A 22,605-nucleotide genomic window follows, 5' to 3' on the forward strand; every position below is an offset into this window, starting at 1 on the left:
TGATCGGACGCGGGCCGGAGTAGGCCACTCCTCACCAAGCAGGGCCGAACAGGGTGGTGCCGAGCCGATCCTGGACCTCATTGACGGGCCTTTGGTGTGCAGCTGCACCGAAGGCCCGGTCGCGGCACATCCCAGCGTCAGTGTGGAACGCCGTTCGTGCTCGGTACGGCGGGCCAACCGGGGCTTGGCAAACCGCACGCGCTGCACGGCGAGTTCTGCCGCGCCCGGGGGCAACTTGCCGCGAAACAGGAGTCATCGGCGACGGCGAGTCACAGACCTCGTTCAGGTGGTACCGGCGTGAGGCCGGCTGAGATCGAACGTCTGCATGGCAGTGAGCGGCCGGGCAGTGTCTGCTACCGCTGCTGCGATCCAGGAGGAAGTGCAGACATCGAGCGCACCTCCGGGTAAGCCTCAGGTGTGCGGGGCTCGAAGATGCCGGCAGAGGCGCCTGTGGCCATGACTGCGTCGAGTTGGCTGCGTATGCTCGCGGCCGCGTCACGTACTCGCGCCGGTATGTCGCCGCGCTCTGCGACGAGCTGGTGATAGATCGGAGCGTCCTGGAACATGTGGCCCTTCCGGCAGGTGATCATCGAGTCATGCGGGCGTCGTAGTCTAAAGGAGCAGCGTGCATGCCACAGACCTGCGATGGCCCATATCGATCAGTTGAGCTCTCTGAGCGGCGACTTCTCACCCTTTCGTCACCACCCTGATGCGTGGTCAGACGCTGATTGAACGCTATTGAATGATGGGGAAGGCGGCTCATCTACGAGGGGCGGGGGGCTCGACCGAGCCCCTGCGGCGGACATCTTGGCCCATCCGACCGCCCGCTGGTCGAAGCCCGGATGCCATTGTCGAGCGCCGACACTTCAGGCGTCTCGCTGCGTCAACTGGGATGACCGCGGCGCGATTCGTGCGAGGCGGACTTGCACCTCAGCAGTCGATTCTCAAGGCAGCAAGGTTGTTCAGCATGTCGCTTCGGACCCAGCCTTGCAGGCCGCTGGGGAGCCAGACCGCTCTTGCTGCGGTGGGTGAGCTTGCTGCAGTACCCGGTCACCCTTGCCGTACATCATCTGGAGCCGGTCATCGGTGTAGAGGCGGCAGCGCGCCAAACCCTGGAAGCGCGGGCCAGGCCGAAGGTGTCCGCCCAGCCCGTTCATTGCCCCTTGACCGACGACTACGGCTGGGACGTCCCGGGCGAAGTCGCAAGCATTTGGCGCGACATGAACGGATAGGCAGCAGAACCCCGCCCGGGCCGGGTGCCCGCCTCCGCTCGGCCTCCGGCCCGATTCAGTCGAGGCGCGCTGCCTTCGGTTCAAGGAGGTCGGCTTCCAGGTCTGCGATGCGCTTCTCGGTGAAGCCGACGTGCCATAGCTGCGCGCATTCCAGGAACCGGATGCTTCCGGCCTGGGATACGGATAGGGGCTGGCTGGTCGCCGGCCGGGCCGAGGCGGCAAGGCGACGGCACTACCCGGCAGGCGACAGAAAAGCGTCCTAAAAGTGAATGAAATATGTCACAGATCTAATAGTTCAACGTTCAACTTATCCAGGAGTAACGTCGCCCCTGTCCCACCAACCCGGGACCCGCCTCCGGGCCCCACAGGGCCACGGTGCATTGCAAGGAGAAGTCCATGAACCACACATTCGGACGTCGCGCCGTCACCACGGTCGTCACTGTCGCCGCAGCAGCCGGAGCGCTGCTGGTCGCGGGCACCGCCGCCTCGGCCTCTCCGAACCCCGCCACCAACCACGCCGTCGTCTCTCACGCCGCACACATCACGACGTACGGTGACCGCCACGAGGAGCGAAGCGAGCACGGCGACGGCCGGAACGAGCGATTCGGACACGACCACGACCGCCGCAGCGGCTGGGACGACCGGAACGAGTACCGCGGGGACCACCGCTTCGACGGCCACCGCTACTGGGAGCGGTCGGACCGGTACTGGTACGGCAGTGACCACGGTCGCCGTCACCACTTCGACGGTCACCGCTCCTACCAGTGGGAGCGCGGCAGGTGGATCATCGTCCACAACGACACGCACGGCTTCGCCGGCAGCATCTCCAACTGACCACACGGACCATGGCGAACGCCGAGTCCGGGCACCAGTCACCACAGCCCGGGCCCGGCACGCCGGCCCCGAAACACGTCGACATCATGACCACTTGCATAGATCACATGGTTGACATGGAGCTCGTGTCCCTCCCGGGTGAGCTGATCGTCGTGCCGACCCATCTGCTCTACCGAGCGCAGGACCCGCTCGCGGTGCAGCTCCTCTTCCACGACAGCATCCAGGGCCTGATCCCATGGGTCTTCGCGCGCGATCTCCTCGCCGCGGGGACCCAGGCTCCCAGCGGGACCGGCGACGTACGGATCTGGCCCAACGGAACCGGCACCGAAGCGGTGCTGCACCTCCTCCTGTCCTCGCCCCACGGTTCAGCCCACCTCACGACCTCGCTCTCGGAGATCGAGCAGTGGCTGCGATCCACTTACCAGCTTGTGCCGACTGCCGAGGAAACCCAGGCACTGGACCTCGAAACCCACCTCACCCGATTCCTGAACGGGACACCCTGAGCCCCCGGACCGTCATGAAGCCTCGGGCAAGCCCCGGGGCAGAGGGGCTGAGGGAATGGCCGCCCCAGAGAGTTCCCCATGCCCCCCCGGGCAGAGAACTCCCGTCGGCAAAAGGTAGGGCGGCTCGCGCTCGCATCCATCCGCCGCGTCCCGGCCCGAAAAGCCACCTCAGACAGAAGCCACCCGCCTCGGAAGGCGCCGACGACAACCAGCACGCGAGCACCCCATAGACCGCGGGGGCAGCATTCCTGGCCGCTCAAAGGGACAGCAGCAGCCAGAACACCGAATGCGGCCCCCGCGCCCCAAAAGCGCGCCCCCAGATTCATGGTCCGCGGCGCGACGCGCCCCACGCGGCGTCAGACGGTTTTCACAACGGTGCCGGCGCCTTCGAGCGCGGCTACCTCGTCGGCGGGCGCCGTGCTGTCGGTGACGAGGCTGTGCAGGAGGGTGGAGGGGCCGACGTAGGCGTGGGCGGTGTGACCGAGCTTGCTGCCGTCCGCGGCGGCGATGATGCGGCGCGTGGAAGCGATGCTCGCCTTCTTCACCACAGCGTCGTCGAGGTCGTAGGCGGTCAGGCCCTCGGCTGCACTCAGGCCGCAGCAGCCGACGACCGCGGTGTCGAAGCGAAGTGCCGACAGGGAGGCGAGCGTGAGGGGGCCGGTCAGGGCCCCTTCGGCTGCGCGGGGCCGTCCGCCGGGCACCATCAGCGTGGTCCGACTCGGCGAGTCGCTGAGTATGTGAATGGCCTGCAGTGACAGAGGCATCACGGTGACCGGTCGTCCGCGCAGCAGGCGGGCCACCTCCAGACAGGTGGTGCCGCTGTCCAGGAGGACGGTCTCGCCGTCAGCGATGAGCGAGGACACCTCGGCTGCGATCCGGCGCTTGGCTTCGGCGGCCTCATGAGCGCGCAGCGCGAAGGGCGGCTCCTCACCCCTGAGCAGCAGCGTGCGTGCCCCACCTCGCACGCGTTCGAGGATGCCTTGCGCGGCCAGTGTGTCGAGGTCGCGCCGGATGGTCATCTCCGAGGCGCCGGTCAGCTCTGCGAGTTTCAGGACCGTGGCACTGCCCGACTCCCTGACGGCCTGGGCGATCAGCCGGTGACGGTCTGCGTTGCTCATACCGCGATTGAACACCACCCAGAACGAACACACAAGCCGATCAAATGGCAGTGTTTCAAACAACGAAGATGTTCGTTATGGTCACCGGCATGGAACATTCGCTCCGAGCCGCCCGTGTGGCGACCTTCGTCTACTTCGTGCTCAACGGCACCCTGGTGGGCATGTGGGTGGTACAGATCCCCGCCATCGAGGACCGCGTGGGGATCAGCCACGCCACACTCGGGGGCTTCCTGGTGTTGCTGGGAGTCGGGGCCTTCATAGGCATGCAGGTGGCCGGCCATCTGGCCGATCGCCTCGGAACGCGCGTCGTGGTCCCCGCAAGCGGCGTTCTCTGCAGCGCGGCCCTGTTCCTGCCCGGCCTCCCCCGGGACCCCTGGACGCTGGCCGGCGCCCTGCTGGTCTTCGGCTTCGGCAACGGCTGCCTCGACGTGAGCATGAACGCCCACGCCGTGCACGTGGAGAAGGCCTACAACCGGCCCGTGATGTCGGCCTTCCACGCCACGTTCTCCATAGGCGGCGTCATCGCCGCGCTAGTGGGGGCGGGCGCCGCGGGCGCCGGGATGAGTCCGGCCGCCACGCTCGGCGCCGCAGGAGCAGTGGGCATCGTGACCGCCTTGGTGTCGGCTCGCGGTCTGCTGCCGTCCACGCCGGCGACCGCCACCACTGCCACCACCGCCAGGGAGGGTGTCCAAGCACCCGCCGCAAAGTCGCCCACAGCCCCCCGGCGCATCTGGGCCCTCGCCGCCCTGGCTCTGATGATCATGCTGTGCGAGGGAGCCGCCAACGACTGGAGCGCCCTGCACCTGAAGACCGTCCTCGGTGCACCCGCGAGCACCGCCGCCTTCGGCTACGGCACCTACGCGGCAACGATGACCATCGGCCGCCTGCTCACCGACCGCCTCTCCGCCCGGTTCGGCCCCGTGGCCATTCTGCGCCATGGCTCGGCCATGGCTGCCACAGGAATCACGATCGTGGCCCTCTCCCCATGGATCTGGCCCGCGTTCGCGGGTTGGGCCCTGTTCGGCCTGGGACTGTCCGGCTGCATCCCCCAACTGTTCAGCGCAGCCGGGCACACCGACCCCTCCGCCGCCGGCACCAACGTCTCCCGCGTCGCCGGGCTCGGCTACCTCGGCATGCTGGCCGGCCCCGCCGTCATCGGCTGGATGACCCACCTCGTGGCCCTGAACCACACCTTCCTGCTGATGACCCTGCTGTGCGTGATCACCGCTGCCACCGCCGGAATCCTGCGTACCGGATCCGACCGCACCCGCGAGTTGGCGCAGAGCAGCCACTGATCGTCTGTGCGGCACGGACCTGACACCGTGCCGCACAGACTCCCCCCAGCCGGCCGCCCGACCAGTCAGGAGATCCCCGCGGCCCCACGGCGGGAACCCCCGACGCCCGATACAGGCAGCCCCCGGCCGCGGCCGTGCCGACGCGACACTCCCCCACCACCCGCCCATCCGGAATGTGCTGCCGTTCACCCGGCACAGCGGGCAGAGGCTCTCTCCCTGAGTGGTCCCGGGACCGACGCAACCGGCGCACACGACGAACCCCATCGGAAACACCCTGCCCCGGAACTCAGGCCCCGTCGAAGGCCATGTCAACGGGATCAAGACGCTCAGACGCGCGACATTCGGCCGAGTTGGCTCCCGACGGCACCGCAAGCGTGCGCTGCGCGCCGGAGCCAGCCAAATCATTCCCGGCTACTTCAGGAGCCGGAAGCCGGGCTGCTGGACCCAAGACCGGAGAAATTCTGCCGAGCCGTATACGGCAGGCCAGGGGTCGGGGGTCGTCGCGACGATGCCCGGGAGGCCAGCCACCACTGGCCTTTGGTCCGCTCGGAGTTCAGCGTTGGCGACGCCGCCGATCACGTCCATCACGGCCGCGGTGAGCAGGGCCGTGACTACGTGGTCGACAGGGCTGTTGCAGAACGCGATGACGTCGACGGCGTGGGTCGGGCTGAAGCCGATGAGAGGCTCCCGGTCCACCTCGTCGGCATGTTCGGCCTCGAACACCGCCTCGTCGCCCACGCCGGGCCCCATGACAGAGACCAGCATGGGCCGACGTCCATCGACACTCCTGGTGTCCGTGATACCGAGAGCCTCGGCGTGAATGCTCACGTCGTACTCGCCGAAGCGCTTCTCCTCAAAACGCGCCGAGGAGCGAACCAGGAGATCGCGGACTCGCCGGATCGACGCGCGGGAGACGGCCTCCGCCAATTCGATCGCCAATACAGGTCCGCTCATGGATCGGAGCGTAGCCAGCCGAGATCGTCATCGCCCACCCCATTACTCAGCGTGCCCGCACCACAGAACCTGAGCCCGAACCCGTTCTCATGGAGTAGCCACGGCTCCCCACACAGAACGGGACTGGCCCGTGCCGGAGGAACCCGTGGTGAGAGCCATGAGGGATGAGAGGGCAGGATGGGACCATGACCGAGATCCGCACTCCGCGTCTTGTCCTGCGCCGCTGGCTGGACGACGACCTCGTCCCCCTGTCCGAGATCCACGCCGACCCGGACGTGATGCGGTGGGTCGGCGACGGCGCGCCGCGCTCACTTGAGGAGACCTCCCAGGACATCGAGGCCTGGGAGGAGGAGTGGGACGAGGAGGGTTTCGGGATCTTCGCCGTCGAACTCCTCGGATCCGGGGAGCTGGCCGGAGCGGTCGGTCTGTACGTCGCCGACTCCCCGCCCGCCGTCGCGGACCAGGTGGCGATCTGCTGGCGGCTCGGGCGCCAGTACTGGGGGCAGGGCTACGCGTCGGAGGCAGCCCAGGCCACGCTCGAGTTCGCCCTCCAGGACCGCGGTCTCGATCAGGTCGTCGCCGTGTGCCGCACCAGCGACACCGCGTCCGCGAACGTGCTGGACAAGCTCGGCATGCGTGCGACAGGCAGGGTGCAGGACCCGGAAACGGGCCGCGACCTGCGGGTGTACGGGATCGATCTCACTGAGTACGAGGCCTGACCACAGCCGGCGGTGGTGACCGTAGTCATCGCCACGAGGCAGCCCGACGGATGGGCGGCCACGGCGTAGTGCCATCTGGGGCGGTGCCGGGCGAGCCCACTGCCGGAACTCGCTCGCCGCCCTCCTGCCCGGCACCTCATCCGTGGTCGAAAGAACCGTGCTGCGCCTGCTCACCCGCATGGGCCGCCACTCCTCCCTCCCTCTCTGCTGACTGCCTGCCGGCTCTCCGCCGGCGGCCCGAAGGTGCAGAAGACCTTTTCGCGAGCGGCACGCACGGGACGAACGATGCGGTTGGGTACGGCAGTTCAGGTACTGCGACCGGGCACTGCCGGCGAGCTTGTTCTGCCTCCCGTCCCCGTCTCCCCCGCCCTGGCCGGCTGTCGCAGCCGGTTCGAATTTCTGCAGGGAACCTCCCGGAAAGCGACACACGAGGCTCAGGGCATAGCTCAGATGTTGCTCAGACGGCTTGCTCGTCGGCTGCCGTGCTGGTCAGCTCGACGCACGCCTGAGCGACACCGCGCGCTCATCGTCCAAGGGGGCCCCATGAACCGTGTCCGACAGACTCCACCCGAAAGCCCCGCACTGGCCAGGTGTGCGACTGTCGCCGCGTACGCCGTCGCCGCCATGGTCCATCTCGTGACGGCGGGGCTGTTCATCGGAGGCGTGCTGTTGATCGTGCTCGGGTTCCGCACAGTCATACAGCCGGTACTGGGCCTGGTATTGCTGGGCTTGGCTCTTCCGTTGCGCCCGCGTCCCGGCAGGTTGGATGCTGAACTGCCCACGCTGCGGCACGCGGACGCCCCGATCCTGTTCGATCTGTTGGACCGCATGGCGGACGAAGCCGGGGTACGACGCTTCGACGCGATCCAGCTCAGCCCGGGATTCTCCGTGACCGCCACCCACTTCGGTCTACGCCGCAAGCGGTGCCTTGTCCTCGGCCTCCCGCTCTGGTCCGCCCACCCCGCCCAGCAGCCGATTGCCGCCGTTGCCCACGCTCTGGGGCACCTCGCTGTTCACGATCTTCGGAACGACGCATTCGTCGGTACCGCACTCAAGTCACTCAACACTGCGGCACGGACGATGCGAGCCAGAAACAACGCATACGTCACGGCGAGTGTCTCTGCTCTTACTTGGAACGCGGGCAAGGTGGAAGGGGGCGCAGCGCGTTTCAACGCCCGGACCCGGATGGGTGAGTGGGTGCTGTGGCTCCCGAGGGCGGCGGCGACCGTGACCGCCCGCCTGCTGCTGTGGCTCACTCTGCCGGTCACACGCCGCGCGGAGTTCGAGGCGGACGACGTGGCCGCCCGCACGGCTTCCACCGAAGCAGCCATCGCCGCTTTGCAGGACCGGCAACTCGCAGGCGCGGTAGGCATTGAAGTACATCGCCTGGCCATCGAGACCCGGACGCTCAAAGGCAACCGTTCCGCGACAGCCATACACGAGGAACTCTGGGACAAGGCCGCCCGCTATGCAGAGAGCCTGCGCGAACAGCAGGACCGTGACGAGACCTCCGAGCCCGAGGGCATCGGGACCGTGGTCGGCGCCGCCGGCTTCCCGTCCGAGAGCCTGCGCATGGCACGACTGGCACATGCCCCGAGACACAGCGCGACGATCACGCTCGACGAGCCCGACCGAAGCCGGATCGAAGACGAACTCCGCCTTCCCAAACAGGAGCTGGCGCGCAAGGTCATGCGTGATTGCGTCCCGCTGACACACTGAACGAGTGTGACGTAGCGCTTCCAGCAGTCATGGATCCTGGCCTCACCGGAGTCCGCATTGATAGAGCGGCAGCCAGGAACCATGGCATGGAGGAGGATGTGGGGGCGTCGACGGGGTAACGACACGTGTCGGCTCGGTGCGTGCAAGGAATTCGGATGTCTTGCACCTGTTCGGGCAAGGGGCCAGTTACTGACCACTTCAGAACGAAGCGCTTGGCCAGAAGTGCCGGCTCTTGCGGCGCATAGGCTGGCCGATCTCATCCGACGCACCGCGACGAGGATCAGCCGATGCACCACACCACCAGGATCCGCCTGATAGAGCCCACCGATGCCGCCCCGATCGCCGACCACAGGGCGCGGGACGTCGAGGCGTTCCGGCCGTGGGAACCGGCCCAGCCGGCCCACTTCTTCACCCCGGAGGGCCAGGCGGAGCGGATCGAAAGCCTGCTGGCCGGATACCGGGCCGGCGCGGTCTGGCCGGGCGTGGTGCTCGCCGACGACCGGGTGATCGGGCAGGTCACCATCGGAGGCATCCTGCCGCAGCCGCACCTTCGCCGCGGTTCCGTCGGTTACTGGATCGCCGGCGTCGCCCAAAATCAAGGGCACGCCGGGCGCGCCGTCGGGCTAGTGCTCCAGGTGATGAAGGACGAACTCGGATTGCACCGCGCTGAGGCGTCCACCAATCTGGAGAACCTGCCGTCACAACGGGTGCTGCGCCGCAACGGGTTCAGCCCGTATGGCGTCGCGCACTCCTCGATCCTTCTCGACGGCAGCTGGCGGGACGGGCTGCTGTGGGAGCGGATCCTGGGCGACTGACTGATCGTTTCACAACGAGGTCCGCATTCGACGCTCCAGGCGCCGTACCGGCCGACTCGTTGCTTCGAGGGAGGCTGTGGTGTCGTTCATGGGGTGTTCCCTCCCGGTGGGGAGCTGTGGCGTGATCATCACGTTTCCAGCCGTTGCCGACCGGAGGGCGGCCACCGGTCTGTTCCAGCCTCGGGGAACGCCGGAACCGTGGCTGGTCGAGCTCCCGACCGGACCCACTTCGAGGCTTGCGAGCCTTGCTCCGCGCGTGTGACCTTCCGGCCCGCGCGCGCCGCCTCTCGAATCCGTTCCAGCATGCGGTGTCGCCGGACGGCATGCCGGAAGTCGGGAACGCCGTCCCGTCCGGTGCAAGGCTCCCGGTGTTCCGGTCGCGCAGAAGCGTGTACTCGTGGGCGACGTTGCAGGCGGGTTCGGCGGATCGCCCGGTCCATCGGGTCAGCGACATCTGACAGCGGGCGGGATGCGGGAGTTCGGCCAAGGCGCCGCGCAACCACGGTCAGCGGCAGGGGTTCTCGACCAGGAGAACCGAGTGCGCATGGATGCCGCGCTCCAGTCGTTCGTGAAGTCTCACCGAACGACGTGGTCGGAGGGCACGAACGTCGCCAACTGGTCGGAGATCCAGGGGTTGAACACCGTCAACTGGCCCGCGACCCAGGGGTCAGGGAGGTCGTGCGCCCCCCGCTGCTCGCCGGCATGCCGGTAGTCGTCGCTCCGGCTTCCGTACCCGGGTCGGTTCTGGCTTTCACCGACAACCACCTTGGTGGGCTCATTGACCCTGTATGTGGCCGCAGTTGCAGAGCCGCCGGCGGCCAAGAGCGCACCTCCCGCCAGAACAGCGGAAATACCCGCACTCGAAATACGCCACATGATCTTCTTCATCGTTCTTCCTCCTTGCGCAACCATTGGTCTGGTCACTGCGAGCGGTGAAAACCGCCGCTGCTACCGCGCCACGGAAGCTACACACAACCCATATAGTTGAACAATAAACTACTGCGGTGAAACAAATCACCGGATCGCAGGGAATGAGCAGGCGAAGCGGTGCCGCTCCTCGCACTACGGGTCCGCCCCGGTCCGCGACCACTCGTGACAGGTCTCGCCGCAGTGCGGCGCGCACCCGGGACTCCACCCGCCGCGCCGGACAGGGGCGAGCCCGACCAGGGAGGGGGCTTGTCGAGCGCGGCAATGGCGATACATCCGGAGATATCGCCGCGCAATCGTGTCCGACGTCACGAGGCCAAAACGGACAGGCGGTGCCACTATCGACATCGTGCAAGATTCAACCATCTCGCGGGACCGCACGGCGGTGACGATCACGCAACTGACGCGTACCCTCACCCGCCGGACTCGCAGCAAGCGAGGCGATCATGCGGTGCACGGCGTCAAGACCGTCATTGCCGCCCTACTGACCTGGGCGGTCGTGGCCCCCTGGGCCGCTGAGCACCAGCCCTACCTGGCGGTCGCCACGGCCGTGCTCATGGTCAATGCCTCCACCGTGTACCAGTCCGTGAGGAAGGCAGCGCAAAGCGTAGTGGCAAGGGTCGCCGGCCTGGTCCTCGCCCTCGCGACTGCCCGGTTCCTGGGATCGACCGTGGGCGCCGTGGCAGTCATTGCGGTCATCGCGGTCCTGGCCGGTCCCCGCCGCACCACCGACGACCGTCTCCAGGTCGCCTCGACAGCGGTGATCGCACTGACCGCCACCGCAACCGATCCCATGGGCCATCTCTTGTCCCCCGTACTCCAAACGCTCTCCGGCGCGGCCGTGGGTATCGCGGTGAACGCCCTGGTCCTGCCTCCGCTGTACCTGAACGAATCCGATTCCGCGGTACGCGACCTCGCCCACGCCCTGGGAACACTGCTGCACGACATGGGTGCCGGCCTCGCTCGGCGACAGCTCACCTCGAAGGCCCACGCCTGGCTGCACCAGGCCCGCAACCTGGACAAGCGCCTCACACATGCAGAGGAACAGGTACAGCAGGCTGACGAGAGCCTGCGCTGGAACACGCGCTGCATCGCACACACGCGGCGCAAGGGCATGACCCACACAGATGCGGATGCGTTCAGAGTCTTGCGCGGCGTGTCGATCCAGGTTCGAGGAATCGCGCGCACCCTGGCCGACAGCGCCCACGACGACCACTCCGATCACCACCTGGGGCAGCAGTTCCTCGACCAGTACGCCGAGGCTCTGCAACTGGCCGCGGCAGCCGTCCATGGATTCGTCGAAGCCCACCCTGTGCCGGGCCCACCGAGCGCATCTCCCCGGGAGCGGCTGCGCAGCGCGATCGACGGCACCCTCACCTGGCACCACACGATGACCGACATGATCGGCCAGGGCAGGCTCACCAAGCCGGGCGCATGGCACGTCTACGGCTCACTCATGACCGACGTGGAAAGGCTGCTGGCCGACCTGGACCGCAGGGACAATCACTGACCGAGCGAACCCACCCGCGTGAGGCACCTTTCGACCACCGGCGGGCAGAGGAAGCACGACCAGCACCCCTCGATCGGGTCGTTCCCCAGCGATCGACTGGCTTCCCTGTGCCGGGGAGACCGTCGCGCGTGATCCATTCAGGCGCGGCGGAAGGGCGGGTTCAGCTCAGTTCCAACACGCCCACCGTTTGGTCCCCGCTGGTCTCTCCGGTCGGTCGGAAGCCGAGTGCCAGGTAGAAGCCAGTTGGGCCGTCCGCTCCGGGATGCCAGGTGGTCGTCAGGCGCGTGCCTCCTCGGCGCCGGATCTCGTCGACTACGGACTCCACTGCGAAGCGTCCGTATCCTCGGCCCTGCATTCCGTCCGCGATGTTGAGACGCCAGAGTCCGGAGCGGAAGTCGGTGCCCCGGCCGGTCCAGTCGATGTCGAAGAAAGCCATGAGGAACCCGACGACTTCGTCGTCATCGCAGATCAGCCGGGGCCATGCGGTGCCGGGATGGACGTATGCCTCGGCAAGCGACTTCACCACGGGTGCCAGCAGGTGTTCCTGGTCGGGGCGGACCCTCAGGTTGATGGCGGTCTCAAAGTTGTCAGCGGTGATCTCTTGCAGGTGCGGCGAAGACGGCATGTCCGCACTCCAAGCAGGCACTGCAAGTGATTTTCGGAGCGTGGTGCCTGTGATCAGCCGACGGGGCGGTGCTTCTTGTCCAGTCGTCGGTTCGGGAGTTCCTTCGGCTGAGGCGTCCGGTCATCATCGTGATGAGTGCTCAGTTCAAGTGGGCCGCTCCTTGGAACCGGCCGGCTGCCAGGCGGGATCGACACGCACCGCATCAATGGCAGCACTCAGCACCGCCTGGTGACAATGCGAACGCGCTTCCGATGAGCCATCTATCCTGGTCCGCAGCAGCACAGGGGGAAGGACAGCGCATGGACTGGTTCTGGTGGGTTCTCATCGTCTTCTGGACGGGTGGCTTCGCGTGGGCAGCGGACAACGTCCGCACCGCACTGCGCAATCGGCATGAGCGCAAGTTGCAGCTGCTGGAGGCGGCGAGACAGGATCGTTTGGCCGTCGAAGCAGCGAACAAGTCTCCGGAGCCGGTGTGCGGATGCACGCACCATCTCGCCAAGCACGACAAGCAGGGCCAGTGTCACGAGCGCGTCGAGGTGCCGGTGGCCTGGGATGAGAACAAGAAGCCGCTGCGTTTCGAGGCCGGCCAGTGCAACTGCCAGCAGTATGTGGGACCGCAGCCGCTCTCGCAGGTGTTCGCGGAGGACCTGACAGATCTCGCCTGACCAGGTAGGCGAGGCGACTCTCCGGACATGAACGGCGACGCGGGGCCGCGGTTGTGCCGTGGGTGCCGTGGCAGCGAGATCTCGCAGACGTGTGCACCACTCGTCGTCGCGCTGTCTCAGCACGGCGGCGACAAGTTCGTCCTTGGAGCGGAAGTGCTGGACTCAGGGCGCTGCCGCGGGCCGAGCAGCTCGCGCGGATCGACGCGATGCGCGCCGCCGCGCTCTCCTGCAAGGGCGATGCGTTCGACGCGCTGAAAGGCGGTGCGTCCCGGTGAGATGACTGACCCTGTACTCGCGTTCGCGTCAGGTTCCCGCGTCGCTCGTCGCGGTGATGATCAGCGCGGTGGCTGCGTGGGCACTCGTCCGGGGCAGCAGCGGCGAGCCCGGTGATCCGCGGCTGCCCGTGCTCGTCCTCGCTGCGGAGGCGATGGCAGCCTGGATCGGGCTCAGCGGGCAGGACCTCGCGCTGGACCGGACGGCCGCGATCCGCTGGGTTCCCCGCAGAGCGGCGCACGTGCCGTTCTGCGGCGCGGTCGTGGGCACCTGGACGGTCCTGGTCCTCACGGTTGCCGGCACCGTGGCCTACGCCGTCGCGAGACCGAGACGGTGACGACCGCGGAGCGGCCGCGCGGGGCTTGCGCACGCGTGGGACGCGTTCTGCCGTGCGTTCCCCACGGTTGCTGCGGCTGTCGTAGCGGCGCGCGGAGATTGTCGAGTCCCGGCCCGTGTCCGGTGGTGCCTGGCGCGTGACGTAGACTGGGCGCACCGACGCGGGGTGGAGCAGCTCGGTAGCTCGCTGGGCTCATAACCCAGAGGTCGCAGGTTCAAATCCTGTCCCCGCTACCAACGCACCGGCCCTCCTCGACACCAGCGTCGAGGGGGGCCGGAAGCATGTGGAGCGCCGGGCCTGTGGAACAGGGGACGGGGTACGGGGTCAGGCGAGCGCGTCGCGGAGGTAGGTGGGCAGCATCTGGCAGAGGGCTGGATCCACCGTCCGACTCCGGGTGGGAAGTTCGTCCGCTGTGACGGTCAGGCTCTCGCCGTTGCCGGTGCGGACGACCGCCCGGAACGTTTCCCCACATCGGACCGGACCGCGCGCGAGATGACCGGCCAAGACGGCACGGCAGAACTCGGCCGGGTCCGCGTCGGTGGTCGCACGTCCGTAGCCCTTGCTGATCCACACACGGCTGAACGGTTCGTACAGCTGGACCTCCCACACCAGGCAGGCAGCATCACTCTCACGGGACATGACTGCGATCATGCCCTGGACCACCCACCGCACCTCCCCTACCAGCCAGTACTGTCCGAAAGAAGGCCATGCCGCCGCTCGGCCACCTGCTCCCGCAGCGCCGCGGCCGTCCCTTGCGGGCACCCGTTGTGGCGGCGCATACGTCATTCCTGCCCTTCGGTGCAGTCGCCCATCACCCGGGCGCACGGCTCGCTCCTGCTTCTGCCGTGATGCAGCTGTGCACGCAGGGATCCGCCCCCTAGCGGGCGAGGGTGGCGAACCGCTCGCGTCGGATAGCCGGCTGCTCTCGTCACCACGCGGCTCGCGGTGACCGCACTATCCGGCCGCCGTAACCGCAACCCCACGAGCGGCCCGGTAGGCGGCGATGAGGGCCGTGAGCTGCCGGTTGAACCCCTCGGCCTCCTGCAGGGCCGCCTCCGGCATCGGATCGTCGGCGCCATAGCCGAGAGCCGGGCGGCCGACGAGGTGCTCGCACAGCGCGTCCAGGCGGTCAAGGAGGGCGGCCCGGCGCGCCTGCTCAGGGCTCAGCGACCGCAGCCAGACAAGGCGTTCCACAGCCGTCTCCGGGCGCACGGGCAGGGAGCGGCGGATACCGTCGGCCCGCTCGGCGAGAGTGTTCCACACAGGCCGGCGCAGCATCGCGATCAGTACGTCGGGGACGGGTTCCACGGTGGTGGGCGTCATGTCCCCCACCGTCGCAGGAGGCACTGACAACGCGGCGCAGCCGGGACGCCAGGTCAGCCGTCCGGGCAGCGCACTGTAATGCAGTCGGGTCAGTCCAAGGCGTTGCGGTCACCGCCGGGCCCGAGGCAGGAACGCGCCGGCTGTTCGGGGCGTCGTCGGATCGGACGGAAGCTTCCGAGGCGTCTCCTCCTCCGCCTGCGAGCTCGCGGTGCAGCTGCGCGGCATTCTGCGCGCGCCGCCCGGGCATCATACGAAGTCGGCGGCCGACTCCATCCTCAGCAGGACGTCCCTCCATTCCGCGCCGGAGAGCTGCATGGCCGCCCGCCGCAGGTCAAGGGGGTGACCTGCGGCAAGCGATGCGGCGATCTGCAGCACGGTCAGATGGGGGCCCATGGTGCCGGGCTCTCGGCGGTTGTCGTCCAGCAGCGCGGGCGTGCGCAGCAGCTTCAGGACACCCGCCCAGTTGACCGAGGTCGGGCGGTCGTACGGCTCTACGGCGTCCAGCGCGGGCTCCTCGATGAACCGGCGCAGCCAGTAGCCGCCGCGGAAGGAGGCGAGGACCACCGTCGCCCTCCTCATCTGGTGGTTGCCCACTGACTCCACAAGCTGTCGGGCCATGATCGCCGCTTGGGGGGCTTGCAGAACGGACAGCTCGTCGGCCTGATTGGTAGTCATGCTGCTACTATGCGGCGGCTGGAGAGAGGGGCTCTGCGCGGCGCCAGCCCCTGTCACACGAACAGACCAGGCCGCTTTGCCCGAGGGCTCACGGACTCTCACGGCCGACAGGAAAGCGGCGGTGGCACGGCGGCACGGCCCGGCAGAATCGGTGACCCTGTGCGGAGAGTCATCGCGCAATCCACGACCCAGCAGCATGTCCGGATCGGAAGCCTTCCGCTCCAAAAACAGAGCGCAGAAGCGCCGCCGCGCTGCGAAACTGTCCCGATGATCACCGTGCCCACTGCTGTGCTGGATTCGTTGTACGGGCTCGCGTTCGGCGACGCCTTCGGTGACCGGTGGTTCGGCATCCTGCGCCGGGACGGGCCGGCAGGCCTGGAGGCGCGGACGTTGCCTCCCGAACCGCTGTGGCGGTGGAGTGACGACACCGCCCAAGCGCTCGTTCTCGTCCGGGAACTCGCCGAGGGTGGCGGCACCGTCGACCAGGACCGCCTCGCCCTGCGCTTCGCGGCAGCCTACGCCGACGACACGCACCGCGGGTACGGGGCCTCGATGCATGACGTGCTCCGCCGGATCGGCGCGGGCGAGCCCTGGCAGGAGGTGGTCGCCGGACAGTTCGGCGGCCAAGGCTCCTGGGGCAACGGCGCAGCCATGCGCGCCGCCCCGCTCGGCGCCTGGCACTCCGCCGACCTCGATGCGGTCGCTGAGCAGGCCGCCCGCCAGGGCGCGGTCTCGCACCACCACCCGGAGGCGGTCACTGGAGCGGTGGCGGTCGCCCTCGCCGCGGCGCTGGCCACCCGCAGCCGGGGCGAGGACGCCCCGGCCAGGTCGGATTTCCTCCAGGCTGTCGCCGAACGGCTCCCCGACAGCGACGTCCGGTCGGGAGTGCGGGTCGCGGCCAGGATGCCGGATCGCACCTCGGTTCGGCATGCCGCGGAGGTGCTGGGCTCCGGGTACCAGATGTCAGGGCCCGACACCGTCCCGTACGCCCTGTGGTGCGCGGCGGGGCACCTCGACGACCTGCACGAGGGCCTGTGGTTCACGGTTGCCGGTCGCGGCGACATCGACACCACCTGCGCCATCGCGGGCGGGGTGATCGCCGCCCGCACGGGCGTCGCTGCCCTCCCCCCTGCCTGGCACGCAGCCTGTGAACCGCTGCCCCCGGTCGTCACGGAGTAGGAACTCCTCTCGGGATGAGTTCAGGCGTCTCCAGCAGGTGGGAGCGCATCCGAGGGTCAGGAAGGTTTGGTGGATGTCGTCGCGGATCTCCCAGCGGATCCGCAGACGGCGGAACCAGTTCGGATGGGCGAACGCGCGCTCCACGGGCCGGCGTTGGGTGCCCGGGCGGGAGCAGTGTTCAGCGCCGCGGCGAGCGATCAGTGGCTTCGCTGCGAGGCCCGTACGAGTCTGCGGTACTGGTCGTGGTCGTCCAGCGCCACGTACGGCCGGCGCCCGCGCTGACCGCGCCCTCCGCAAGGGCCGCATTTGGGGTGGTGTGCTGGAAGACACGAGTGGCGGGCTCGTCCCATGTACTGCGGCACTTGCCGGTCAAGCCCGCGTCGTACGGTGCCCTGAGGTCTCCCCGGGCTCGCAGGGCCGAGGGGAAGCATCGGCTGTTGGCGGGGCGCCTGCGTACTGGACGTACCTGGTGCTCCGCCGACGCAGCGAGGTGCGGTGCCGGGCGGCGCGGGTCAGGCAAGATCCGGAAGAGATGGCCTGGGGCCTGCGTTGTCAGTGGCCCGTGGCACAGTGCACCGCATGAACGAGGACATGCACGGCGCCGCGCTGATCGACCGGGTGATCGAACGGGTCCGGGAGCAGGGCTGGCCCACCTGCGACGCCCCGGACCTCGATGAACCTGTGCCGCTGGCGCCCGAGGTGCTCGACCGGCTGAGGCTGCCCGGCGGCCGGCCGCTGCCGCCCAGCCTGCGCCGCTGGCTGGCCTTCGACGGCTCCTGGCTCGCCGACGTCGGCTGGTACGAGGACCCGGCCGAGCCCGTCCTCGGCGACCGGGGGCTGGGGGCGACGGCGGAGTGGATGTACGGCTCCTGCGGCGGCATGGCCGCGCTGTTCGGCGACTTCGAGGAACTGCTGCCCGCCGTGTGCCTGCCGCTTGTCGGCGGCAGCGACTCGCGCCGCCTGCTCTACCTGGGCTCGCCGGACTCCACGGGCGAGTACCCGGTGCTGGTGACCGATATCGACGACCTGCCGTACGTGGCCGTGATGTACCCCGGTCTCGACGTGTACCTCGCGGACCTGGCCGACGTCCTGGATCTGGACTTCGACACCTACACCTCGCTCGCCGAGGATCCCGAGTACGCCGCGCGCATGGCCGAGCACGCGGAGAACACCGGACTCGGCCCGGACGGACTGGAGTTCCACGAACTCGGCCTCTCCGACTAACGACCTCGTGCACGGTTAGCCGTGGCACATCGAGGAGTGTGGCGTTGTCGGTATTCACGCTCGAAGGGCGTCGTCGAGGGTGGCGGTCTGCTGGTGTGAGAGCAGACCGGCGACGGCTTGGACGATGTCACTCATGTGTTCGCGTCGGCCATGGTGGCGAGCGAGAGCCCGCCAGTTTTTGAGGTGTGCAATGCCGTGCTCGACGCGGATACGCCGTGAGGGGTGCGCCTTGCGCTGGAGTTCGTGCCGTTCCTCGTACCAGGCGGGAGCATTCTTCTTGAACTTGCGATGTGGCGGCGTCACCACACGTCCGCCGGTCTGCGCTCCCATGCCCTGGTAACCGGCGTCCGCGAGGATCTCCATGAACGGACCGTCGGCCAGGAGCTGGGCCAGTCCGAGCTGTCGGGCCTGGGTGATGTCGGCGCAGCTGCCCGGCCGGACCGGGCTGCAGAACAGTACGCGCCCGTCCGCGTCCGTGAGGACCATGAACTTCACGGCGTTCTGCTTGGTCTTTCCGGAGACGAACTTGTCCCGGTCCTTGCGGCCTGCGGCCGCGCGTCGTACACGGATCTCTGTGCCGTCGATGATCCCGGTCCGACCGTCGACACCCAGATACTCGACGACCTCGGCAAGAGTACGCAGCCGGACGTCCGGCGCGACGGTGCATCCCCGCTGCGCGAGCAGGGGCCGTACCTCGCCGATGGCGCGCGTGAGGGTGGAGCGGTCCACGCCGAACCAGCAGGCCAGCACGACATGAGTGGTGCCATGGCGCAGACTCACCGGAGTGGCCGGCAGTCGGTCGACGAAGACGAACTTGTGCTTCGCCCCAGCCCTACGGCCCGTCGCCGCGGCCGAGCCACCAGGCGTGCCTGCTGCCGTTCGTGCCACAACGGCCCTACCTCAGCAATGAGTTCAGCAATCACCATGGGCGACAGCCCGGTGACCCGGTACTCCGCCGCGATCAACTCGCGCGCCCCAGCCCCCACCATGCATGGTCCAACGAGCTACCCGGGCGCCGAGCCACGGCTAACCGTGCACGAGGTCGTTAGCCCATCATGCCTGCGCAACGCCGTCGGCATCCCAGTGAGCCTGCCCGGAGGGGCAGTTGGAGTTGCAGCCCATGGCCGCCTTGGAGACGACAGCGGACGTGATGGTCGTGCCGCCCGACCACCCCGAGCTCGGTGCCAGGCCGTTCCCCCACTGGATGCCGCTGGACCGGCTTTACGCCCTGGCCGTCGACGAACGGGCGGATCCTGCGACGTTGGCACCCGTGCGGACCGATGGCATGGTGCTGCTCGCGCCGGTCACTTCCGCTCCAGCGCGGCCAGTCGCAGCTCAAGCTGGTCAACTCGGTGCCGTAGCAGGGTGACCTGGGCTTCCAGGCTGACTTCTCGCTCCGCCCTGCGCTGAATGCGCGGTGACGCGGCGGCGCGCTCGATCACCGCGTCCAGCCGGACCAGGCGCTGCGGCCCGTTGGGGCCGTCCACCAGCCGGGACTGGATCTCGCCGTTGCGGTACCAGGACCGCAGGGCCGAGCGGGAAACGCTGGTCTCGGCTTCGGCCTTGGCCAACGTGACCCAGGGTGTCTCGTCCAGTTGCTCGAACAGCTCCAGCTCGTTCTGCCAGCGCGCGAGGCGGTCCTCCCAGTCCGACGGTGTCTCCATCACACCCTCCCTCCAGCACGGTGACCCTATCAATGGCAGTGTATTGACATGGTTGGGACCATGGAACCATGACTTTTGAAAGGTTCACGGTGAAAGCCCGTCAGGCGGTCGTCGCGGCCCAGGAGCAGGCGAGGCTGCTCAAGCACAGCCACATCGGCACGGAGCACATCCTGTTGGGGCTGCTCGACGTGCCGGACAGCATGGCTGCGAAGGTTCTGCACCGGCTCGGGTACGACAAGGAGACGGCACAGGTCGACATCGCCGCGGTGGTCAAGCCCGGCACGAAGGAGCTGAGGGGCCACATCCCGTTCGCACCGCCCGCGAAGAAGACACTGGAACTCGCCCTGCGCGAGGCGCAGCAGCTGCACCACAACGACATCGGAACGGAACACATCCTGCTCGCCCTGGTCAGGGAGGGTGAGGGCGTCGGCGCGAAGGTGCTTGCCGAACGGATCGATCCGATCAGCAAGATCCGTGCCGCGGTGCTCGCATCAGCAGAGGGATCACAGGATGTCGCGGCCGGCCCATGGCCAACCGGCACCCCTGCCACCGAGGACACCTTGTCCACCGCCAGCGCACTGGCCGGTGGCTCACCGGTCGGCAGCCATCACCTGCTCGAGGCGATGCTGCGGGTGGAGAACAGCATGGCGGCCAGGGCGCTACGCGAACTCGGGGTCGACCCGGACGCGGTCGCCGCCAAGATCGACGAGCTGGATCCGGAGACGACCACGGACGCGAACCCGGAGGAGGCCGCCGCCCGCAAGATGGAGATCCGGCTGGTCGACGATGAGGTGCACCTGATCCTGCGGGACCCGACGACGGTCACGATCGCCAAGAACCTCACCGAGCTGTCCGGCGGCCCGATCCAGGGCGTCGGGCCGGTCGTCGGCATGTTCGTCCCGCTCTGGCGGTCGACCAACGAACTGCTGCTGCAGATTCAGCGCATGCTCGAACCGGAACCCGAAGAGGAGGACGGATCTGCCGCGGGCAAGGTGGCCAAGGCCGTGCGCACGGTTCTCACGCCCCGGCTCCGCCGGTGAAGCGGCTGATCAGCGGGCCGGAACCTGGCGGTGGGTCAGGCAAGGACGGGGACTTGGTGAGCGCAACCGTCACCATCGTCGGAGCCGGCTTGGGCGGCCTGGCCCTTGCCCGTGTGCTGTATGTCAACGGCATCGACGCCGTCGTGTACGAACGTGAATCGGCACGCTACGCGCGCGGTCAGGGCGGCATGCTCGATCTGCACTCCGGGACCGGGCAGCGGGCGATGCGCGAGGCCGGTCTGATCGATGAGTTCCACGCGATTGCCCGTCGTGCGGGCCAGGACCTACGACTTCTCGAGCCGGACGGCACTCTGCTACTGCAGGAGGACACGCCCGACGACGCCCCGCTCGATCGACCAGAGGTCGACCGCGCCGATCTGCGCAACGTGCTGCTGGACTCTCTGCCCGAACACGCGGTGCGCTGGGGGCACTCGCTCGAATCCGCCGGCAATGGCCTGCTGCACTTCGCCGACGGCAGCAGCGCGACGTACGACCTGCTGGTCGGCGCCGACGGCGCGGACTCCCGGGTCCGCGCGCTGCTCACCGACGCCCGACCAGTGCCCACCGGCCAATACGTCGTTGAGCTCGGCATTCCCGACATCGACCGCACTCACCCCGACCTCGCGGCGATGGTTGGGCGCGGCAACTGCTGGGTGCTCGGCAACGGACAATCCCTGTCGGCCCAGCGCAACGGCGACGGCCGCGTACGGATCTATCTCAGCTTCTACGACACCGCCGAGGACTGGTTCGCGACCAGTGGGATCCCGTTCGGCGACCCGGCTGTCGCCCGGGGGCGACTGATCGACCTGTTCACCGGCTGGGACTCACGGTTCACCGCACTGATCGCCGCCTGCGACGACACGGTCCTGCCGCGGTCGATCACCACTCTCCCGGTCGGCCTGACCTGGCCGTCGAGGCCAGGCGTCACACTGCTCGGCGATGCCGCGCACCTGATGCCGCCGGTGGGGCAGGGCGCCAACATGGCGCTGCTCGACGGCGCCCTGCTCGGTCTCGCGCTGGCCGCGCACGCGGACGACTTTCCCGCCGCCGTCAAGGAATACGAACGCGAGATGTTCGAACGCACCGGCGCCGCCGGTCGGCAGTCCGCGCGCATCCAGGAAATGCTGATGTCGCCGGATGCCGGCCGGAACATGCTCGCTTTCTTCCAACCTGGCTGAATGGGCCTTTTTCATCCTCAGCGCGAAGTTCGAGGGGAGGACGGCTACGACGAGGGGCTGACGAAGGTCGTGCTGATTCCGGACTCATCTAGGAACAGGGCTGTCCTAGTTGATCCCTAGTCTCGTTACGTCACGAAGAACCACAGGAGGGGGCGACACCGATGGGTCAGACTGCACCCGAGGGCTACACCAGCGTTGCACCGTGCTCCCGGACGCGGACGCCGGCATGGCCGCTGCTGTTGCGCACGGGGCACACGTGGTCACCGAAGCTGCTGACAGTGCGTGGGGGGATCGTGGCGGCAGGGTGCGGGACCCGTTCGGCAACATTTGGTGGGTGATGAGTCGGGTCGAGCACATCGCGCCGGACCTTGCCTGGCAGCGCATGTCCGAGCCGAAGTACGCCGAGGCGATGCGCACGGCCCAGCAGACCCTGGACGCCACGCTCAGCGGTCGGGAGACAGGGGTGGCCAGCGACCCTCAGCGCCCAAGCCACTGAGATCAACTTCCAACCTGACTACAGATGAAGGGAATTGAGGGCCTGCAGCAGCGCTGGACGCAGCGGAGCTCCTGGTAGACGGTATCTCGACCAGGATCACCCGTGCCGCCAGGATCTTCGCGTGCTTGCCTACCCCTCATCGATAGATCTGCCCACCCGCACCCTGAGATACCTGACCGGTCAACTCATCGCGGCTCAGCGAAGTTACTGACCTTGAATGCGTGATGTCGTCATGCTGATTGGCGCCGGAGGCCGGTGCCGGTGAAGCAGCCGTCGAGGACGTCGGGGCGGTACTGGAGC

At 68.2% G+C, this 22,605-nt stretch carries 23 protein-coding genes, 1 tRNA gene and 4 pseudogenes; 19 read left to right on the top strand and 9 right to left on the bottom strand.

Annotated elements, in window-relative coordinates:
• Positions 1 to 1,028: 1,028 nt before the first annotated feature.
• The 3 genes from FB157_RS41495 (at position 1,029) to FB157_RS41505 (ending at position 2,569) form a co-directional block, all read left to right on the top strand.
• Complete coding sequence (locus FB157_RS41495) at positions 1,029 to 1,232, top strand: hypothetical protein (RefSeq protein ID WP_145886150.1); 204 nt, start codon at positions 1,029 to 1,031, stop codon at positions 1,230 to 1,232.
• A gap of 396 nt (positions 1,233 to 1,628) precedes the next feature.
• Entirely contained in the window at positions 1,629 to 2,066 is a 438-nt protein-coding gene (locus tag FB157_RS41500; RefSeq protein WP_145886152.1) for a hypothetical protein, read from the top strand.
• Positions 2,067 to 2,173: 107 nt separating this feature from the next.
• A complete protein-coding gene (locus tag FB157_RS41505; RefSeq protein WP_186581920.1) occupies positions 2,174 to 2,569 on the top strand; it encodes an SsgA family sporulation/cell division regulator in 396 nt (131 codons plus the stop codon).
• A 356-nt stretch (positions 2,570 to 2,925) separates the two neighbouring features.
• On the opposite strand, the gene FB157_RS41510 is transcribed toward FB157_RS41505, so the two are convergent.
• Positions 2,926 to 3,687: a DeoR/GlpR family DNA-binding transcription regulator gene (locus FB157_RS41510; RefSeq protein WP_145886156.1), complete on the bottom strand. Its 762-nt coding sequence runs from the start codon at positions 3,685 to 3,687 to the stop codon at positions 2,926 to 2,928.
• Positions 3,688 to 3,776: 89 nt separating this feature from the next.
• Between FB157_RS41510 and FB157_RS41515 the strand changes: the two genes are divergently transcribed.
• On the top strand, positions 3,777 to 4,982 hold the full coding sequence (locus FB157_RS41515) for an MFS transporter (protein ID WP_261386874.1): 1,206 nt from the start codon (positions 3,777 to 3,779) through the stop codon (positions 4,980 to 4,982).
• Positions 4,983 to 5,393: 411 nt separating this feature from the next.
• On the opposite strand, the gene FB157_RS47770 is transcribed toward FB157_RS41515, so the two are convergent.
• Complete coding sequence (locus tag FB157_RS47770) at positions 5,394 to 5,936, bottom strand: DUF6368 family protein (protein ID WP_186581921.1); 543 nt, start codon at positions 5,934 to 5,936, stop codon at positions 5,394 to 5,396.
• Between the two features lie 185 nt (positions 5,937 to 6,121).
• Between FB157_RS47770 and FB157_RS41525 the strand changes: the two genes are divergently transcribed.
• The 3 genes from FB157_RS41525 to FB157_RS41535 all read left to right on the top strand — a co-directional run bounded on the left by FB157_RS41525 (position 6,122) and on the right by FB157_RS41535 (position 9,189).
• Positions 6,122 to 6,655, top strand: coding sequence for a GNAT family N-acetyltransferase (locus FB157_RS41525; RefSeq protein WP_145886162.1), 534 nt, complete (start codon positions 6,122 to 6,124; stop codon positions 6,653 to 6,655).
• A 543-nt stretch (positions 6,656 to 7,198) separates the two neighbouring features.
• Entirely contained in the window at positions 7,199 to 8,374 is a 1,176-nt protein-coding gene (locus FB157_RS41530) for a M48 family metallopeptidase (RefSeq protein WP_145886164.1), read from the top strand.
• 287 nt (positions 8,375 to 8,661) lie between these two features.
• Complete coding sequence (locus tag FB157_RS41535; RefSeq protein WP_145886166.1) at positions 8,662 to 9,189, top strand: GNAT family N-acetyltransferase; 528 nt, start codon at positions 8,662 to 8,664, stop codon at positions 9,187 to 9,189.
• Between the two features lie 576 nt (positions 9,190 to 9,765).
• On the opposite strand, the gene FB157_RS41540 is transcribed toward FB157_RS41535, so the two are convergent.
• The gene (locus FB157_RS41540; RefSeq protein WP_145886168.1) at positions 9,766 to 10,077 is read right to left on the bottom strand and encodes a hypothetical protein; all 312 of its coding nucleotides are present in this window, start codon (positions 10,075 to 10,077) and stop codon (positions 9,766 to 9,768) included.
• 337 nt (positions 10,078 to 10,414) lie between these two features.
• Here FB157_RS41540 and FB157_RS41545 point away from each other — a divergent pair, with 337 nt between their 5' ends.
• On the top strand, positions 10,415 to 11,626 hold the full coding sequence (locus FB157_RS41545) for an aromatic acid exporter family protein (RefSeq protein ID WP_186581922.1): 1,212 nt from the start codon (positions 10,415 to 10,417) through the stop codon (positions 11,624 to 11,626).
• A gap of 160 nt (positions 11,627 to 11,786) precedes the next feature.
• Here FB157_RS41545 and FB157_RS41550 read toward each other — a convergent pair whose 3' ends face one another.
• A complete protein-coding gene (locus FB157_RS41550) occupies positions 11,787 to 12,251 on the bottom strand; it encodes a GNAT family N-acetyltransferase (RefSeq protein WP_145886172.1) in 465 nt (154 codons plus the stop codon).
• 299 nt (positions 12,252 to 12,550) lie between these two features.
• Between FB157_RS41550 and FB157_RS41555 the strand changes: the two genes are divergently transcribed.
• From FB157_RS41555 to FB157_RS41570, 3 genes are all read left to right on the top strand, one after another.
• On the top strand, positions 12,551 to 12,916 hold the full coding sequence (locus tag FB157_RS41555; RefSeq protein WP_145886174.1) for a hypothetical protein: 366 nt from the start codon (positions 12,551 to 12,553) through the stop codon (positions 12,914 to 12,916).
• A 343-nt stretch (positions 12,917 to 13,259) separates the two neighbouring features.
• Positions 13,260 to 13,526, top strand: coding sequence for a hypothetical protein (locus tag FB157_RS41565; RefSeq protein WP_261386876.1), 267 nt, complete (start codon positions 13,260 to 13,262; stop codon positions 13,524 to 13,526).
• 159 nt (positions 13,527 to 13,685) lie between these two features.
• Positions 13,686 to 13,762 (top strand) — tRNA-Met (locus tag FB157_RS41570).
• An 88-nt stretch (positions 13,763 to 13,850) separates the two neighbouring features.
• Here FB157_RS41570 and FB157_RS41575 read toward each other — a convergent pair.
• From FB157_RS41575 to FB157_RS41585, 3 genes are all read right to left on the bottom strand, one after another.
• Positions 13,851 to 14,165: a hypothetical protein gene (locus FB157_RS41575; protein WP_261386877.1), complete on the bottom strand. Its 315-nt coding sequence runs from the start codon at positions 14,163 to 14,165 to the stop codon at positions 13,851 to 13,853.
• 315 nt (positions 14,166 to 14,480) lie between these two features.
• Positions 14,481 to 14,849, bottom strand: a complete 369-nt coding sequence (locus FB157_RS41580) for a hypothetical protein (RefSeq protein ID WP_145886178.1) — start codon at positions 14,847 to 14,849, stop codon at positions 14,481 to 14,483.
• 246 nt (positions 14,850 to 15,095) lie between these two features.
• Positions 15,096 to 15,524: a hypothetical protein gene (locus FB157_RS41585; RefSeq protein ID WP_145886180.1), complete on the bottom strand. Its 429-nt coding sequence runs from the start codon at positions 15,522 to 15,524 to the stop codon at positions 15,096 to 15,098.
• Between the two features lie 267 nt (positions 15,525 to 15,791).
• Between FB157_RS41585 and FB157_RS41590 the strand changes: the two genes are divergently transcribed.
• Both FB157_RS41590 and FB157_RS41595 read left to right on the top strand, forming a co-directional pair.
• The gene (locus FB157_RS41590; protein ID WP_145886182.1) at positions 15,792 to 16,703 is read left to right on the top strand and encodes an ADP-ribosylglycohydrolase family protein; all 912 of its coding nucleotides are present in this window, start codon (positions 15,792 to 15,794) and stop codon (positions 16,701 to 16,703) included.
• A gap of 579 nt (positions 16,704 to 17,282) precedes the next feature.
• Entirely contained in the window at positions 17,283 to 17,927 is a 645-nt protein-coding gene (locus FB157_RS41595) for a hypothetical protein (protein WP_145886184.1), read from the top strand.
• 54 nt (positions 17,928 to 17,981) lie between these two features.
• Here FB157_RS41595 and FB157_RS41600 read toward each other — a convergent pair whose 3' ends face one another.
• Both FB157_RS41600 and FB157_RS41605 read right to left on the bottom strand, forming a co-directional pair.
• Positions 17,982 to 18,815: a transposase gene (locus tag FB157_RS41600; protein WP_261386879.1), complete on the bottom strand. Its 834-nt coding sequence runs from the start codon at positions 18,813 to 18,815 to the stop codon at positions 17,982 to 17,984.
• Between the two features lie 416 nt (positions 18,816 to 19,231).
• Positions 19,232 to 19,591 (bottom strand): excisionase, encoded by a 360-nt coding sequence (locus FB157_RS41605; protein WP_145886187.1) that lies wholly within the window; start codon positions 19,589 to 19,591, stop codon positions 19,232 to 19,234.
• A gap of 68 nt (positions 19,592 to 19,659) precedes the next feature.
• On the opposite strand from FB157_RS41605, the pseudogene FB157_RS49750 reads away from it, so the two are divergent.
• From FB157_RS49750 to FB157_RS47775, 6 genes and pseudogenes are all read left to right on the top strand, one after another.
• A pseudogene (locus FB157_RS49750) lies at positions 19,660 to 19,822 on the top strand (Clp protease N-terminal domain-containing protein); the annotation flags it as partial.
• A gap of 62 nt (positions 19,823 to 19,884) precedes the next feature.
• Positions 19,885 to 20,035 (top strand): annotated as a pseudogene (locus FB157_RS49755) (Clp protease N-terminal domain-containing protein); the annotation flags it as partial.
• 164 nt (positions 20,036 to 20,199) lie between these two features.
• Positions 20,200 to 20,631: pseudogene (locus FB157_RS49760) on the top strand (Clp protease N-terminal domain-containing protein); the annotation flags it as partial.
• 56 nt (positions 20,632 to 20,687) lie between these two features.
• Entirely contained in the window at positions 20,688 to 21,809 is a 1,122-nt protein-coding gene (locus FB157_RS41615; RefSeq protein ID WP_145886191.1) for an NAD(P)/FAD-dependent oxidoreductase, read from the top strand.
• Positions 21,810 to 21,918: 109 nt separating this feature from the next.
• Positions 21,919 to 22,134: pseudogene (locus tag FB157_RS49765) on the top strand (VOC family protein); the annotation flags it as partial.
• 9 nt (positions 22,135 to 22,143) lie between these two features.
• Positions 22,144 to 22,305 carry a hypothetical protein gene (locus FB157_RS47775; RefSeq protein ID WP_186581923.1) on the top strand — a complete coding sequence of 54 codons (162 nt, stop codon included), beginning with the start codon at positions 22,144 to 22,146 and terminating at the stop codon, positions 22,303 to 22,305.
• The last annotated feature ends 300 nt before the right edge of the window (positions 22,306 to 22,605 follow it).

Origin of the sequence: Streptomyces sp. BK340 (assembly GCF_007827595.1) — a bacterium.
Lineage (GTDB): Bacteria > Actinomycetota > Actinomycetes > Streptomycetales > Streptomycetaceae > Streptomyces.